14 protein-coding genes are annotated in these 14383 nt (G+C 70.6%); 10 read left to right on the forward strand and 4 right to left on the reverse strand.

What is annotated here, in order from left to right; all coding sequences use genetic code 11:
• Window positions 1–49: 49 nt before the first annotated feature.
• Window positions 50–889, reverse strand: coding sequence for a class I SAM-dependent methyltransferase (locus OG430_RS36140; RefSeq protein WP_327356864.1), 840 nt, complete (start codon window positions 887–889; stop codon window positions 50–52).
• A 380-nt stretch (window positions 890–1269) separates the two neighbouring features.
• Here OG430_RS36140 and rpsA point away from each other — a divergent pair, with 380 nt between their 5' ends.
• From rpsA to OG430_RS36165, 5 genes are all read left to right on the forward strand, one after another.
• Entirely contained in the window at window positions 1270–2784 is a 1515-nt protein-coding gene (gene rpsA, locus OG430_RS36145) for a 30S ribosomal protein S1 (RefSeq protein ID WP_327356865.1), read from the forward strand.
• A gap of 227 nt (window positions 2785–3011) precedes the next feature.
• On the forward strand, window positions 3012–3953 hold the full coding sequence (locus tag OG430_RS36150; protein WP_327356866.1) for a PAC2 family protein: 942 nt from the start codon (window positions 3012–3014) through the stop codon (window positions 3951–3953).
• Window positions 3954–4093: 140 nt separating this feature from the next.
• Window positions 4094–4699 carry a dephospho-CoA kinase gene (gene coaE / locus OG430_RS36155; RefSeq protein ID WP_327356867.1) on the forward strand — a complete coding sequence of 202 codons (606 nt, stop codon included), beginning with the start codon at window positions 4094–4096 and terminating at the stop codon, window positions 4697–4699.
• 13 nt (window positions 4700–4712) lie between these two features.
• Entirely contained in the window at window positions 4713–5084 is a 372-nt protein-coding gene (locus OG430_RS36160; protein ID WP_327356868.1) for a DUF3592 domain-containing protein, read from the forward strand.
• Window positions 5085–5177: 93 nt separating this feature from the next.
• Entirely contained in the window at window positions 5178–5555 is a 378-nt protein-coding gene (locus OG430_RS36165; protein WP_327356869.1) for a tetratricopeptide repeat protein, read from the forward strand.
• A gap of 16 nt (window positions 5556–5571) precedes the next feature.
• Here OG430_RS36165 and OG430_RS36170 read toward each other — a convergent pair whose 3' ends face one another.
• The 3 genes from OG430_RS36170 to OG430_RS36180 form a co-directional block, all read right to left on the reverse strand.
• The gene (locus OG430_RS36170; protein WP_327356870.1) at window positions 5572–5844 is read right to left on the reverse strand and encodes a DUF6343 family protein; all 273 of its coding nucleotides are present in this window, start codon (window positions 5842–5844) and stop codon (window positions 5572–5574) included.
• An 86-nt stretch (window positions 5845–5930) separates the two neighbouring features.
• Entirely contained in the window at window positions 5931–7079 is a 1149-nt protein-coding gene (locus tag OG430_RS36175) for an alkaline phosphatase PhoX (protein WP_327356871.1), read from the reverse strand.
• A gap of 4 nt (window positions 7080–7083) precedes the next feature.
• Window positions 7084–8028, reverse strand: a complete 945-nt coding sequence (locus tag OG430_RS36180; RefSeq protein WP_327359375.1) for an SGNH/GDSL hydrolase family protein — start codon at window positions 8026–8028, stop codon at window positions 7084–7086.
• A 174-nt stretch (window positions 8029–8202) separates the two neighbouring features.
• Here OG430_RS36180 and OG430_RS36185 point away from each other — a divergent pair, with 174 nt between their 5' ends.
• The 5 genes from OG430_RS36185 to OG430_RS36205 all read left to right on the forward strand — a co-directional run bounded on the left by OG430_RS36185 (window position 8203) and on the right by OG430_RS36205 (window position 14334).
• Window positions 8203–9393 (forward strand): PucR family transcriptional regulator, encoded by a 1191-nt coding sequence (locus tag OG430_RS36185; protein WP_327359376.1) that lies wholly within the window; start codon window positions 8203–8205, stop codon window positions 9391–9393.
• Window positions 9394–9566: 173 nt separating this feature from the next.
• Window positions 9567–10547, forward strand: coding sequence for a trypsin-like serine peptidase (locus OG430_RS36190; protein WP_442816619.1), 981 nt, complete (start codon window positions 9567–9569; stop codon window positions 10545–10547).
• A gap of 76 nt (window positions 10548–10623) precedes the next feature.
• Window positions 10624–11328 (forward strand): class I SAM-dependent methyltransferase, encoded by a 705-nt coding sequence (locus OG430_RS36195; protein WP_327356872.1) that lies wholly within the window; start codon window positions 10624–10626, stop codon window positions 11326–11328.
• Between the two features lie 137 nt (window positions 11329–11465).
• Complete coding sequence (locus OG430_RS36200; protein ID WP_327356873.1) at window positions 11466–11927, forward strand: DoxX family protein; 462 nt, start codon at window positions 11466–11468, stop codon at window positions 11925–11927.
• A gap of 100 nt (window positions 11928–12027) precedes the next feature.
• Window positions 12028–14334 carry a xanthine dehydrogenase family protein molybdopterin-binding subunit gene (locus OG430_RS36205; protein WP_327356874.1) on the forward strand — a complete coding sequence of 769 codons (2307 nt, stop codon included), beginning with the start codon at window positions 12028–12030 and terminating at the stop codon, window positions 14332–14334.
• The last annotated feature ends 49 nt before the right edge of the window (window positions 14335–14383 follow it).

Raw genomic sequence — 14383 nt, forward strand, 5'->3', positions numbered from 1 at the left:
AGGCTGCCGCCGGCTTCAAAAGATTGTCCTCAAACGCCGGACGGGCTGATCAGGACCGCTCGCACACGAAGATCGCCGTCCCCGGGATCAACGACCCTCGCAGGGGAGACCAGCCACCCCACTCCTGGCTGTTCCACTCGGGCCACTCCGGCTCCACCAGGTCCACGAGGCGGAAGCCGCCCGCGACCACGTCGCGGACCCGGTCGCCGATCGTGCGGTGGTGCTCCACATAGACCGCGTTGCCGGAATCGTCCTGCTCCACATAAGGCGTGCGGTCGAAGTAGGAGGCCGCGACGGACAGGCCCTCGGGGCCCGGCTCGTCGGGGAAGGCCCAGCGGATCGGGTGCGTGACGGAGAAGACGAAGCGGCCGCCGGGACGCAGCACCCGGTGCACGTCGCGCAGGACGAGGACCGGGTCGGCGACGAACGGCAGGGCGCCGTAGGCGGAGCAGGCCAGGTCGAAGGAGCCGTCTGCGAAGGGCAGCACCCCGGCGTCCGCGCACACCAGCGGGAACGTGGGGGAAGAGGAGGAGAAGCCCGCGATGCGCAGCGCGTGCTGGAGCTGGCGGTGCGAGATGTCAAGCGCCACCGGGTGGGCGCCCTGCGCGGCGAGCCAGCGCGAGCACTGCGCGGCGCCGGCGCCGATCTCCAGGACCCGGAGGCCCTTCAGTGACTCCACGGGGCCGAGGAGACCGGCCTCGATCTCGTCGAGGCCCTCGGGACCCCAGACGAAACGGTCATCGCCGAGGAAGGTGCCGTGGTCGTTCTGGTACTCGTCGGCGTTCCGGTCCCACCAGCCACGGTTGGCGCGACTGCTCTCCGTGACATCGGCGCTACGGCGGGTGGCCTCGGGCTCGGACTGCTCGGACTCTTGGATGATCTGCTCCATGGTCGTACTCTTCCGTCGAACCCTGTAGCGGCAGGGGTGTACTGCGGCCCGGATGGCCTGCTGCGACAGGTCTTGTGCCGGGTATGCGGCGTTCCGCCCCGGGTGTGCGACTTCGCGCATTGACCCTGCCCAGCGACCCCCGTATGCTACAAGTTGCGCTGGCGGCCTGCGCTCCTCAGACAGAGCAGGGTGCGCTCGCATCTGTTGTATGTCCCCTCGGTTACCGAGGCGATTCCGTTTTACCCGTCCGGGAGATCTGAGTTCTTCAGAAATCTCCCTGGGAAAAGCGCGCCTCCTGGCTGTCCGGCTTCTTCAGGGCGAAATCGGTCCCGGCGTAGCAGTACCTACGACTCACTGTCCGTACCGGAGCCCTTTCCCACATGACGAGCAGCACCGAGACCACCGCCACCACGCCGCAGGTAGCGGTCAACGACATCGGTGACGAGGAAGCATTCCTCGCCGCTATCGACGAGACGATCAAGTACTTCAACGACGGCGACATCGTCGACGGCGTCATCGTCAAGGTTGACCGGGACGAGGTTCTCCTCGACATCGGTTACAAGACCGAAGGCGTCATCCCGAGCCGCGAGCTCTCCATCAAGCACGACGTCGACCCGAACGAGGTCGTCGCGGTTGGTGACGAGATCGAGGCCCTGGTTCTCCAGAAGGAGGACAAGGAAGGCCGTCTGATCCTGTCCAAGAAGCGTGCTCAGTACGAGCGCGCCTGGGGCACGATCGAGAAGATCAAGGAAGAAGACGGCATCGTCACCGGTACCGTCATCGAGGTCGTCAAGGGTGGTCTCATCCTCGACATCGGCCTCCGTGGCTTCCTGCCGGCCTCCCTCGTCGAGATGCGTCGTGTCCGCGACCTCCAGCCTTACGTGGGCAAGGAGCTCGAGGCCAAGATCATCGAGCTGGACAAGAACCGCAACAACGTGGTCCTGTCCCGCCGCGCCTGGCTCGAGCAGACCCAGTCCGAGGTCCGTCAGACGTTCCTCACCACCCTGCAGAAGGGTCAGGTCCGCTCCGGCGTCGTTTCCTCGATCGTCAACTTCGGTGCCTTCGTGGACCTGGGTGGCGTCGACGGTCTCGTGCACGTCTCCGAGCTCTCCTGGAAGCACATCGACCACCCCTCCGAGGTTGTCGAGGTCGGCCAGGAAGTCACCGTCGAGGTCCTCGACGTGGACATGGACCGCGAGCGCGTGTCCCTGTCGCTCAAGGCGACGCAGGAAGACCCGTGGCAGCAGTTCGCCCGCACGCACCAGATCGGGCAGGTTGTGCCCGGTAAGGTCACCAAGCTCGTTCCCTTCGGTGCGTTCGTGCGCGTCGACGAGGGCATCGAGGGTCTGGTCCACATCTCCGAGCTGGCCGAGCGCCACGTGGAGATCCCGGAGCAGGTCGTCCAGGTCAACGACGAGATCTTCGTCAAGGTCATCGACATCGACCTCGAGCGTCGCCGGATCTCGCTGAGCCTCAAGCAGGCCAACGAGGCGTTCGGTGCCGACCCGGCGGTCGTCGAGTTCGACCCGACCCTGTACGGCATGGCCGCGTCCTACGACGACCAGGGCAACTACATCTACCCCGAGGGCTTCGACCCCGAGACCAACGACTGGCTCGAGGGCTTCGAGAGCCAGCGCGAGGTGTGGGAGACCCAGTACGCCGAGGCGCAGACCCGCTTCGAGCAGCACCAGGCGCAGGTCATCAAGTCCCGCGAGGCCGACGCCCAGGCCGAGGCCGAGGGTGCGGCTGCGCCCGCCGGTGCGGCCCCGTCCGCTGGTGGCGGCAACGTCTCCGGCGGTTCGTACTCCTCGGAGACCACGGACGACGGCGGCGCGCTTGCTTCGGACGAGGCGCTTGCCGCGCTGCGTGAGAAGCTGGCCGGTGGCCAGAGCTGAAGCTCTGACCTAGTCGGTAAGTAGTTCGCTGAGGCCCGCATCCCCTTCGGGGGGTGCGGGCCTCAGTGCTGTACGCGCCTGCCGAACCGAAGGGTCGCCGGCCGAAGGATCGTCGGCTAAAGGATCGCTCAGTGCTCGCTATGCGCAGGCTGTGAAGGGGCGTTGGCGGGGAATGCCCACGTCGTGCCATGCGTTCTTGCGTATGAACACGAGGAGGAGCGGTCACCGTGCTTGATCCCCAGAGTCTGTACACATGGGAGCCCAAGGGCCTCGCCGTCGCCGACATGGCGCTGGCGCAGGACTCGGCGGGGCTCGTCATGCTCTACCACTTCGACGGATACATCGACGCGGGCGAGGCCGGCGACCAGATCGTCGACAAGCTGCTCGACTCGCTCCCCGGTCAGGTCGTGGCCCGTTTCGACCACGACCGGCTCGTCGACTACCGGGCCCGTCGGCCCCTGCTGACCTTCGAGAAGGACCGCTGGACGGCGTACGAGGAGCCCACGCTGGACGTGCGGCTCGTGCAGGACGCCACCGGTGCGCCGTTCCTGCTGCTCTCCGGGCCCGAGCCCGATGTGGAGTGGGAGCGCTTCGCGGCCGCCGTCGGGCAGATCGTGGAGCGGCTCGGGGTGCGGCTCGCGGTGAACTTCCACGGCATCCCCATGGGCGTCCCGCACACCCGCCCGGTGGGCCTGACCCCGCACGGCAACCGGGTCGACCTGGTGCCCGGCCATCGCAGCCCGTTCGACGAGGCGCAGGTGCCCGGCAGTGCGGAGTCGCTCGTCGAGTACCGGCTCGAACAGGCCGGGCACGACGTCCTCGGCGTCGCCGCGCACGTCCCGCACTACATCGCCCGCTCCGCCTACCCGGACGCGGCGCTCACCGTCCTGGAGGCGATCACCGCCGCGACCGGTCTGGTGCTGCCCGCCGTGGCGCACAGCCTGCGCACCGAGGCGCACCGCACGCAGAACGAGATCGACCGGCAGATCCGCGAGGGCGACGAGGAGCTCGTCTCGCTCATCCAGGGCCTTGAGCACCAGTACGACGCGGCGGCGGGCGCGCAGACGCGCGGGAACATGCTTGCCGAAGCCGTCGAGATCCCGTCCGCCGACGAGATCGGGCAGGAATTTGAGCGGTTCCTCGCCGAGCGGGAAGGCGACGCGGGCTGATCCAGTAGTCTGCGAGACAGCCGCGCCTTGCTCTGCCCCGCCGACGCGGGGGTGATCCGGTGGGACTGACCGGAGGAATCGGCGCCGGAAAGTCTGCCCCGCCCACGCGGGGGAGTTGCCGAACGAGTGGAGGCGCGGCCTTGCTGACTGTGGGATTGACCGGTGGTATCGGCGCCGGCAAGAGCGAGGTGTCGCGGCTCCTGGATTCCTATGGGGCCGTCCTGATCGACGCGGACCGTATCGCGCGCGAGGTCGTCGAGCCCGGAACTCCCGGGCTCGCGGCAGTCGTTGACGCGTTCGGCGCCGAAGTCCTGGCCGTGGACGGGACGTTGGACCGGCCGAAGCTGGGCTCCATCGTCTTCGCCGACGCAGACAAGCTGGCCGTGCTCAACGGCATCGTGCACCCCCTCGTGGGCGCCCGCTCCGCCGAACTCGAGGCGGCCGCGGGCGACTCCGCGGTGGTCGTGCACGACGTGCCGCTGCTCGCCGAGAACGCGCTCGCGCCCCTGTACGACCTCGTGATCGTCGTGGACGCCTCACCCGAGACACAGCTCGACCGTCTGGTGCGGCTGCGCGGCATGACCGAGGAGGACGCGCGGGCCCGGATGGCGGCGCAGGCCACCCGGGAGAAGCGCCTGGCGATCGCCGACGTGGTGATCGACAACGACGGTCCGCTCGACGCGCTCGAGCCGCGGGTGCGGGCCGTCTGGGACGACCTGGTGCGGCGGGCTGCGGCCCGGGACTGAGGGGGCGCGGGGGATGGTGGTGCTGGCCGGGTTCACCGCGTTCGGCGGCCTGGTGGCGATGCTCGCCGGGGCGTACGGGCTGCGGCAGGCACGGCGGATCGCCGCGTCCGGGCTGGTGGTCCTGGCGCTGGTGAAGACGCCGCCGACGGGGGCCACCCGGGCGCTGCTGCAGTTCGAGACGGCGGACGGGCGGGTCATAGAGATCGCCTCACCCGTGCCGGGGCCGCTGGCCGCGGGTGGGCATGTGCGGGTTGCGTACGATCCGGACGATCCGCGCGAGGTGGTGCTGCTCGGCAACGAGCGGGCTTGGCTCGATCGGGGCTTCGTGGGGGCCGGGGCGATGCTTGTGGTGCTGGGGGTCGTGCTGGCGTTGACCGTGGGCTAGGGCGTGTGTCGGGTGTGCGGGCGGGAGCGGGACGCATGGGAATAGGCGTTTCGTGGGCATCGTTGTATCTGGGCAGCGAAGGAAGGAGCAGGTGTGGGTGAGAGCCGTGGGCGTACGCCCGAGACCGATGTCATCGACTTCCGGGCGGCCGAGCAGCTGTTGGCCGCGCGGGACCCGAAGGGTGCGGTGAAGCTCCTCGACGAGGTGATCGCCGCACATCCGGAGAACACCGCGGCACGGCTGCTGCGGGCCCGGGCCTTCTTCGCCGCGGCCCAACTGCGCCCTGCCGAGCTGGAGTTCTCCATCGTCCTGGAGCGGGAGCCGGACAACGCCTTCGCGCACTTCGCGCTGGCCCGCACCTATGAGCGGGCGAACCGGCCCGACCAGGCCAGGCGGCACTTCCGCCTCGCCGCGGCGCTCGATCCGCAGCCGGAGTATCTGGCGGCGGCCAAGTTCGACAGCGACAGCTGAAGCAAGGGCCAAGAGGCTAAGAGGTTCCCTTGCCGCCCTGGTCCGGCTCGTACGGCGGGATGTCGCGTCCCGGCTGGTAGTGCGGGCCCTGCCGGATGTGGCGGAGGATCATCGCCATGTCTGCCGTGACGATCAGCCACAGCGCACCGCAGGCCGCCGCCCACCCGGGGCGGCCGGCCAGGGCGAAGGCGACGGTGCCGGCGGCGGCCCAGATCAGGCCCCACAGGCTCAGCCAGAACCGCATCCGCAGGGCACTGCGTGCGGTCACCGGTTCACTGCCTGTACGCATCTGCGCTCATCTCCCGCTTCCACCACTTCCAGGATCCACCCATCCGGAAAGAAACGGGAGTGAGCGCGCGACGCCGGCACGGAACCTCAGTGCCGGAACGGCCCTCGTACCTCGTACGTGATGCCGCCCGAGCCCGTACGCTCCCCGCTCGTGCCCCGCTGCGACGAGAAGTACAGCCGCGAGCCGTCGGGGGAGAAGGCCGGGCCGGTGATCTCCGATTCGCCCTGCCCGTCGAGGCGCAGGACCGGGGCGACCACGGAGTCCGGCGTGATGATGTTGATCTCCATGTTGCCGCCGTCCTCGGCGACGTACAGGTCACCGGCGGCCGTTCCGGTGACGTTGTCGACACCGTTCAGCGTGCCGTCGCCGCCGTAAAGCGCCCTGACCGTGGATGAGTTGGTGTCGTACGCCCACACCTTGCGGTCGCCCTTCGCGGTGAAGTAGCAGACGCCGTTCGAGTAGTGGCAGCCTTCGCCGCCGTCGAAGTGGCGGGCGGCGTCGACCTGGTGGCGGGTCTGGGTGAAGGGCGCCGAGGGGTTCGGCACCGGTCGCCACTCCACCGCGTCGCCGGACGTCGTGCACAGCACGTCGAGGCGGCCGCGCGACAGGTCGCCCCATACGTCGGGCGTGAAGCGGTAGAGGCAGCCGTCGTCCTCGTCCTCCGTGAGGTAGACGACCCGGTGGTCGGGGTCGCAGGCCGCCGCCTCGTGCTTGAAGCGGCCCATCGCGGTGCGGGAGACCGCCGGCCTGTTGCCGTACGGGTCGGTCTCGAAGACCCGGCCGCGGAAGATCTCCTCGCAGGACAGCCAGGTGCCCCAAGGGGTCGCGCCGCCCGCGCAGTTGAGGTTGGTGCCGGACAGGATGCGGTACGCGCGGTCCAGGGTGCCGTCCGCCCGGAAGCGCAGCGCGGACGCGCCGCCGATCAGGGGGAGTTCGGAGTTCGACACGTAGATCCAGCCGGCGCCGTCCGCGAAGCACGCCCCGCCGTCCGGCGCGGAGTGCCACAGCGTGCCGCCGACCATATGGGTCGAGCGGGCCACCACCCGGGCGGCGAAGCCCGCGGGCAGGGCCACGCCGTTCGCGTCGGGGGCGAGCAGCGGGCCGTACGGTCCGTCGGCCGCAGCCCCGGGTGCCGCGGCGGCCGCGCTCTGCCACAGCGAGCCCGAGAAGGCGAGGGCCGCCGTGCCCGCGGTGGCCGCGCGCAGGAACGTACGGCGGTCGGTACGAGAGCTCATGCCGTCAGCTCCCCGTGCCCAGGTGGGCGCCGATCAGGCGGGCGTAGTTCCACTCGCCCTGCTGATTGGGGTGCAGGGGCGCCGCCGGTGCGGTGGGAACGTACCCCTCGATCCACTTCGCACCCGGCAGTTGGCAGGCGTCATGGCCCTTGCTGGGGGTGGCCAGATCGACGAACTCGGCGCCGTGCGCGGCGGATTGGGTGCGCATCACGCCGTTGAGGCGGTCGACCGCTGCCGTCAGATAGTCGGCGTCGACGCCGAGGACGGGCTGGTACGGCCAGCAGCCGCCCGGCTTGATGTACAGGCCGTACCCGGCGACGACCACGCGCGCGTGCGGCGCTTTCGCGCGGATTCCGTCCAGTACGGCGGCGAGCTTGGGTGCGACCGAGTCCACCCGCTGGGCCACCTGGTCGACGCCGCCCTCGGTGTACTTCTCCTTGCAGGGCTTGGCCGTCGGGTCGAGGGTCATGCAGCTCTGCGCGATGCCGACGAGCCCGGCGTCATTGCCGCCAATGGTGAGGGTGACCAGGGTCGTGTCGGCGCTGAGCGCGTTGAACTGCGGGGGAGCCTCACCGGCCGGGATGCCGCCGATGGACAGCTTCTGGGGCTCGGTCATGTCCTTGGTGTCCGCGCCGCTGCAGGTCACGTCGCGGAAGGTGGCGACGTTCAGGCGGGCGGCCAGCTCGTGTGGGTAGTTGTTCGTGGAGCGGGCGCAGGCGAGCGGGCCGGTGGGGAGGGGGATGAGGGGGCCCGAGGCCATCGAGTCGCCCAGGGCGACGTAGACCTGCCCGTCGGTGGCCGAGGTGGCCGAGGTGGCCGAGGTGGCCGAGGTGGCCGCGGCGGGTGCGGTTCCGGTGGCGAGGGCGAGACCGGCGAGTGCCGTCGCCCCGGCGGCGTACGCGAGGGATCTGACGGTTCGACATAACCCGGTGCGGTACGGAGAGTTCATGGTGCTCATGGGGGTCTCCCGGTGTGCGTCGTGGAATGTCCGCCGGTCACTATGCAGATTTGTGTGCCGCTCTTTAACTGGTGGGTAACGCAGACTTCCCGGGGGGCCTTTGTGACGCGTGACAAGGACGACGGGCCGCTGCGTCGCGAGGAGCCTCGCGAGGAGCAGGGGGAGATCCGGATCGCGGGCCGCCCCGCCGCCGCGTATCTGCGCGCCCGCGTGCCCGCCCTGGCCCGGCGCGTGCTCGCCCGGCTGCGCGACGAGCTGCCGGTGTACGCCGAGTTGCCGGTCGAGGAGCTCACCGGGGACATCGCCGACATCGTGCAGCACAACCTGCGGCTCTTCGCCGATGTCATCGAGCACCGCCGGCCCGCCACCGACGCCGAGCTGGAGCAGCAGCGGGACTCGGCGGCCCAACGGGCGGAGGAGGGCGTGCCGTTGGACGCGATCCTCACCGCCTACCAGATCGGCACCGCGATGTGCTGGCAGGAGATCTCCGCGGGCGCGCGGGCCGAGGAGCTGGCCGGGGTGCAGGAGGCGGTACGCCGGATCATGGTGCTGCAGCGTCAGCTGACGGCGGCCGTCAGCGGGGCGTATCTGGAGGCCCGGCAGATCCTCGACAGCCAGGAACACGGTGGCCGGCACGCCCTGCTCGCGGCGCTGCTCGCCGGGGAACCCGTCGACGCCCGGCCCGCGGGGCCGCGGCCCGCCGCGCTGTATGTCGCCCTGACGCTGGCGCTCGGGGCGCACCCGGACGAGTCCCTGTCCGGGCCCGGCGCGGGGATCGCGTCGCAGCGCAAGATCCGGCGGGTGCGGTCCGTGCTCGACCGGTTCACGGGGGCGCCCGCGCTGACCGCCCTGGACAGTTCGGGCGGGACCGCGCTGCTGCCGGTGGGGGAGGTGCCGCCCTGGCCCGACCTGTGCCGACTGGTCGTCCAGGCAGGCGAGTTGGCCGGGATCGCCGTGACGGCCGCGGCCGATGTGGTGGCGCCCGGGGCGGTGCCGGACGCGGTGGCGCGGAACGCGGAGATCGTGGAGCTGGTGCGGCGGACCGGGCGCGGTCCCGGGCTCTACCGGCTCGGTGACGTACTCCTCGACTATCAGCTCAGCCGGCCCAGCGCCGCGCTCGGGCCGCTGGCCGCGCTGCTCGGGCCGCTGGAGTCGAAGCCCGAACTGCTGCACACGCTGCGGGTGTTCCTCGACCATGGCCTGGATCGGCGGGCGACCGCGGTCGCGCTGCATGTGCATCCCAATACGGTGGATTACCGGATCCGGCGGATCGATCGCTTGACGGGACTCTCGCCGGGGCGGGCGGGGGATCTGCAGCTGATCGCGGCGGCGTTGGTGGCGCGGACCGTGTCGTGATCCGGCCAATGGGGCGCAGGAATTGTTGAACTCGCTGTGAACGACCGGCTGTTGTTGCGCTCCTGACAGGGAGTCCAATTTCTGGCACGCTGCCCCGTGCACGTCATCTCCGCACCTCCGTAGGTCCGCGCGGGCAGGCACTCGTGCGGCCATCGCAGAAGGAGTACGTACGCGTGAGACGCAGCCTTCGAATACCTCGCCGCGCCCTGGGTGCGCTGGCCGCCACGGGCGCTCTGGTCGCCGGAATGTTCCTCGGGGCCGGCTCGGCCGCCGCCGGCCAGACCGCCGCCGCGGGGTCCCCCACGTTCGACCAGCCGCAGGCCAAGAACCTGAACGCCTTCTGGACGGCGGACCGCATGCGCGCCGCCAAGCCGCTGGACCTGCTGCCCGCATCGGCCGGTGACCTGCTCACCAAGGTCAGCAAGGGCGCCGAACTGCTCGTCCCGCCCAGCGGCGGCGTCGGCACCCAGGCGTTCCCGCAGAAGGGCGGGGCCTGGACCGGTGGCGGCAAGGTCGTCACCACCTCCGGCCGGGTCTTCTTCAGCTATCAGGGCCGCACCGCCTCCTGCTCGGGCAACGCGGTCACCTCCGCCAACAAGTCCACCGTCCTGACCGCCGGGCACTGCGTGAAGCTGGAAGGCGCCTGGCACAAGGACTGGGTCTTCGTGCCCGCGTACAACAACGGCAACGCCCCGTACGGCAAGTGGACCGCGGCCAAGACGCTGTCCACGCCGCAGTGGACCGCCAGCGAGGACATCAACTACGACGTCGGCGCGGCGGTCGTGAACCCGCTGAACGGGCAGAAGCTCACCGATGTCGTCGGCGCGCAGGGCGTGGCCTTCAACTCCGGCTACAACAAGCGCATGTACGCCTTCGGCTTCCCTGCGGCGGCACCGTACGACGGTACGAAGCTCATCTACTGCAGCGGGAACAGCATCAAGGACTTCCTGCTGTCCACGGACCACGGTCTGTCCTGCAACATGACCGGCGGCTCCAGCGGCGGCCCCTGGTTCCAGGACTTCAACGAGTCCACCGGCACCGGGCTGCAGACCTCGGTGAACAGCTTCGGCTACAACTTCCTGCCGGGCTATATGTTCGGGCCGTACTTCGGGAACGACGCGAAGAACCTGTACGAGACGGCGCAGGCGTCCTGAACCACCTGTGACAGCAAGGCAGTCGGCGGGTCGGGCGTCCCGGGAACGGGGGCCCGGCCCGCTTCGTTGTGACGGTATGAGCGAAGTGAAACGCGAGGGGTATTCGGGAACAGGACCGGGCGCCACCACTCCGGACGGCTGCTCCGTCGATCTCTATGCACGGATGAAGGCGGGCGACGAGCCGGATGTCATCGCCGGGGCCGTGCCCGCCGGGGCGCACATCCTCGAACTGGGCTGCGGGGCAGGGCGGGTGACCCGGCCGCTGCTCGACCGGGGCTTCACGGTCACCGCGGTCGACGAGTCGGCGGACATGCTCGCCCACCTCGAAGGCGCCAAGGGGGTACGTACCGTCCAGAGCCCGATCGAGACGCTCGACCTCCCCGGCGAGACGTACGACGTGGTGATGCTCGCCTCCTTCCTGGTGCACACCTCGACGCCCGCCGTGCGCCAGGGCCTGCTGAGGGCCTGCCGGGCGCATGTGAAGGACGACGGCTGTGTGCTGATCCAGCGCGAGGGCGCCGACTACCACACCAATCTGCCGCGCGAGCGGGTCGACCCGGACGGTTTCACGGTGCGGATCGTGTCCGCGACGCCGGTCGGCGACGGGGTGAACGAGGTGCACGCGGAGTACATCTGGCCGGATGCCACCTGGACGCAGACCTTCCGCTCGCGGCCGATGGGGCCCGAGGAGTTCGAGCGGTATCTCGGGGAGGCCGGGCTCGTGGTCGACCGGTATCTGACGGATGACGGGGTGTGGGTGCGGGCGCTGCCGGCGAAGTGAGCCGCCGGTGGGGAGGGGGCGAGTCGCCGGTGGTGGAAGCGAGTTGAGAATCTTTCGACGGGAGCGATGAGTTCGCGGCACGCCCCCGGTCTACCTCTACGACAAGCGAGACCAACCGCTTCCCAGAGGAGACCACGATGTCCGCGACCACCACCCTCCCCGCCGGCGCCACCCGCACCGCCGCCACCGCCGCCGCTCCGGTCCGCAGCCGCAAGGCCACGATCGGGCTGCGGACCCTGACCATCGCGCTCGCCCTGTTCATGGGCGTCGGCAGCGGTCTGCCGAAGCTGTTCGCGGCCTCGGCGGCCGTGGAGGGCTTCGACAAGATCGGGTTCGGCGACTGGTACATGTACTTCGTCGGGGGCCTCGAGGTGGCCGGCGCGATCGCGCTGCTCATCCCGATCCTGTCCGGCGTCTCGGCGATGGCCTTCGTCGGCCTGATGGTCGGGGCGACGATCACCACGATCACCGCCATGGGCGGCGAGTTCTGGTACTCGCCGGTGATCCTGATCATCCCGTTCGTGGTGATCGCGCGGGCGCAGCGGCACCAGACGGTCAGGCTGGTGAAGCTTCTGCGCCAGGTGCGGCGTCAGGTGTAGCCGGGGCGCTCCGGGCTGTGATAGCTAGTTGACGCACTGTTGTTGACAGTGCGTCAACTAGCTTTCGCATGCCCTGAGTTGTCGACCTCTGGAGCCCCCCATGGCCGAGCGTGCCGAGCCTGTCGAGAACGCGGAGCCTGTCACGGACGCCCAGCCGCCCGGCATGCGCGCGGAGTCCGGCGAGAGCGCCGGAGTCGGCCGCCGTGCGCTGCTCGCCTATCTCGTTGCCGCGCCCACGCTGACGGTCGCCGTCCGGCTGGGGATCGACGCGGCCGCCCCGGCCGAAGCGGCCGCCGCCACCCCCGCCGCCCCGCCTGCAGCGCTCTCCGAACTGCTCCCCGACCTCGGGGACGTCCTCAACCTCGCCGCCCTGCCCACCTCCCACCTGCTGACCCTCGCGATCGCCGAGGACGGCACCGTGCACTTCGGGCTGCCGCGCGAGGAGGTCGGCCAGGGTCTGACGACCGCCGTGGCGATGCTGATCGCCGAGGAGCTGGAGGTGCCTCTTGGCCGGGTGCGTATCCGCATCGAGGACGCGCGGCCCGAGCTCCTGTTCAACCAGCTCACGGGCAGCTCCAACTCCGTCCGATCGCTCTACCGCCCGGTGCGGACCGCGGCCGCCGCTGCCCGCACCCGACTGGCTTCAACTGCGGCCAAGGAGTGGGGTGTTGCCCCCTCTCAGGTGTCCGCCCGCGAAGGTGCGATCGTCGGCCCCGGTGGCCGTACCGCGACATACGGCGAGCTGACCCGGGCCGCGGCCACCTCCCGTACGGAACCCGCCGAGGCCGACGCGGCCCCCGCCCTGAAGGCGGCGGCAGACCATCGCGTCATCGGCCGCCCCACCGGACGCATCGACGCCAGGGCCATGGTCACCGGCCGCCAGCAGTACACCCTCGACCTGGACGTCCCCGGCGCCAAGCCCGCCATGGTCCGCCGCCCGCCCACCGTCGGCGGCACCGTCCGCGAGGTCCTCAACGCCGAAGCGGTACGCGCCATGCCGGGCGTCCTCGACCTCGTGGTCATACCCACCGGCGTCGCGGTCGTCGCCGAGACCTTCGGGCAGGCCCTCGCCGGCAAGGAGGCCCTGCGGGTGGAGTGGGGCGCGGGCCCCGTCGACGACCTGTCGCACGACGGCATTCGCGCCCGGCTCCGCAAGGCCGCCCCCGGCTTCCTGCCGCCCCTGCTCACCAAGCACATCGAGGCCGAGTTCGACTTCGCGCCGGTCAGCCACGCCCCGCTCGAGACCAACTGCGCGGTCGCCGATGTGCAGGGCGGCCGGGCCACCGTGTGGGCACCGGCCCAGTCGCCGATCGCGGCCCGGAAGGCGGTGGCGAGCGCGATAGGGGTGCCCGCCTCGCACGTCGACTTCCATGTGGTGCAGGCCGGGGGCTCCTTCGGGCGGCGGCTCTTCTTCGACGCGGCGATCGAGGCCGCGCGCGTCTCGAAGGGCGCGGGGCGGCCGATCCGGCTGATGTGGTCACGTATCGACGACATGCGGCACGGACGCATGCGCCCGCCCACCCACCACAAGCTGCGCGCGACGTACGCGGCCGGTGCGCTCCTCTCCTTCGAGCACCGGATGGCCTCGGTGGAGACGGACGTACGGCACGGCATCGGCGACGCCATCACCGCGGGCCTGACCGAACTGCCCGGCGGAAACGAGACGTTCGCGCAGACCATGTTCCGGCTCTCGATCAGCTCCCCGTACCGCTTCGGCCTCACCACGCAGTCCCTGACCGAGCTGCCGCTGAAGCTGCACACCGGGTCCTGGCGCAGCGTGTACTCGGGGACCGCGCGGGCCGCCGAGGAGATGTTCGTCGACGAGATCGCGGCACGGCTCGGGGTCGACCCGGTGGAGTTCCGGCGTACGCACCTGAAGAACGCGGCCCAGCGCGCCGTCCTCGACAAGGCGGCCGGGGAGTGGGGACGGGAGCTGCCCGCCGGGTGCGCACAGGGGATCGGGTTCCACGAGGAGTACCGGTCGCGGACCGCCTGCCTCGTCGAGCTGGACGCCCGCGATCCCGAGGCGCCACGGGTGCTGCGGGCCGTGATCGCGGTCGACGTCGGCAAGGCGGTCAATCCGCGCGGGGTCGAGGCGCAGATGCTGGGCGGCCTGACCGACGCGGTGTCGACCGCGCTGCGCGCCGGGCTGCACTTCGACAAGGGGCTGCCGCTGGAGGGGAGTTACTCGCAGTTCCACTATGCGCGGCAGAAGAACTCGCCCACGGACGTACGTATCCACGTCATCGAATCCGCCGACGCGGACGCCGAACCCGGCGGGGTGGGGGAGCTGGGCGTGCCCGCGGCCACCGCTGCGATCGGCAATGCCTATGCGCGGGCCACGGGGGCACGGCCGCGCAGTTTCCCGGTGCATTTCGAGGTCGACTTCGAGCCGTTCCCGCGTTGAGCCGTCCCGGCTGCGTCCCCGTGGCATCCCCTCAATCGGTCTGATCCTG

Origin of the sequence: Streptomyces sp. NBC_01304, assembly GCF_035975855.1 — a bacterium.
In the GTDB taxonomy this organism is placed as follows: domain Bacteria; phylum Actinomycetota; class Actinomycetes; order Streptomycetales; family Streptomycetaceae; genus Streptomyces.

Bases quoted from the DNA above. Each gene is read 5' to 3' on its own strand.
- rpsA (WP_327356865.1), top strand. From the start codon at position 1,270: ATGACGAGCAGCACCGAGACCACCGCCACCACGCCGCAGGTAGCGGTC.
- OG430_RS36195 (WP_327356872.1), top strand. From the start codon at position 10,624: ATGAGCGAAGTGAAACGCGAGGGGTATTCGGGAACAGGACCGGGCGCC.
- OG430_RS36140 (WP_327356864.1), bottom strand. From the start codon at position 889: ATGGAGCAGATCATCCAAGAGTCCGAGCAGTCCGAGCCCGAGGCCACC.
- OG430_RS36170 (WP_327356870.1), bottom strand. From the start codon at position 5,844: ATGCGTACAGGCAGTGAACCGGTGACCGCACGCAGTGCCCTGCGGATG.
- OG430_RS36175 (WP_327356871.1), bottom strand. From the start codon at position 7,079: ATGAGCTCTCGTACCGACCGCCGTACGTTCCTGCGCGCGGCCACCGCG.
- OG430_RS36160 (WP_327356868.1), top strand. From the start codon at position 4,713: ATGGTGGTGCTGGCCGGGTTCACCGCGTTCGGCGGCCTGGTGGCGATG.
- OG430_RS36200 (WP_327356873.1), top strand. From the start codon at position 11,466: ATGTCCGCGACCACCACCCTCCCCGCCGGCGCCACCCGCACCGCCGCC.
- OG430_RS36180 (WP_327359375.1), bottom strand. From the start codon at position 8,028: ATGAACTCTCCGTACCGCACCGGGTTATGTCGAACCGTCAGATCCCTC.
- OG430_RS36205 (WP_327356874.1), top strand. From the start codon at position 12,028: ATGGCCGAGCGTGCCGAGCCTGTCGAGAACGCGGAGCCTGTCACGGAC.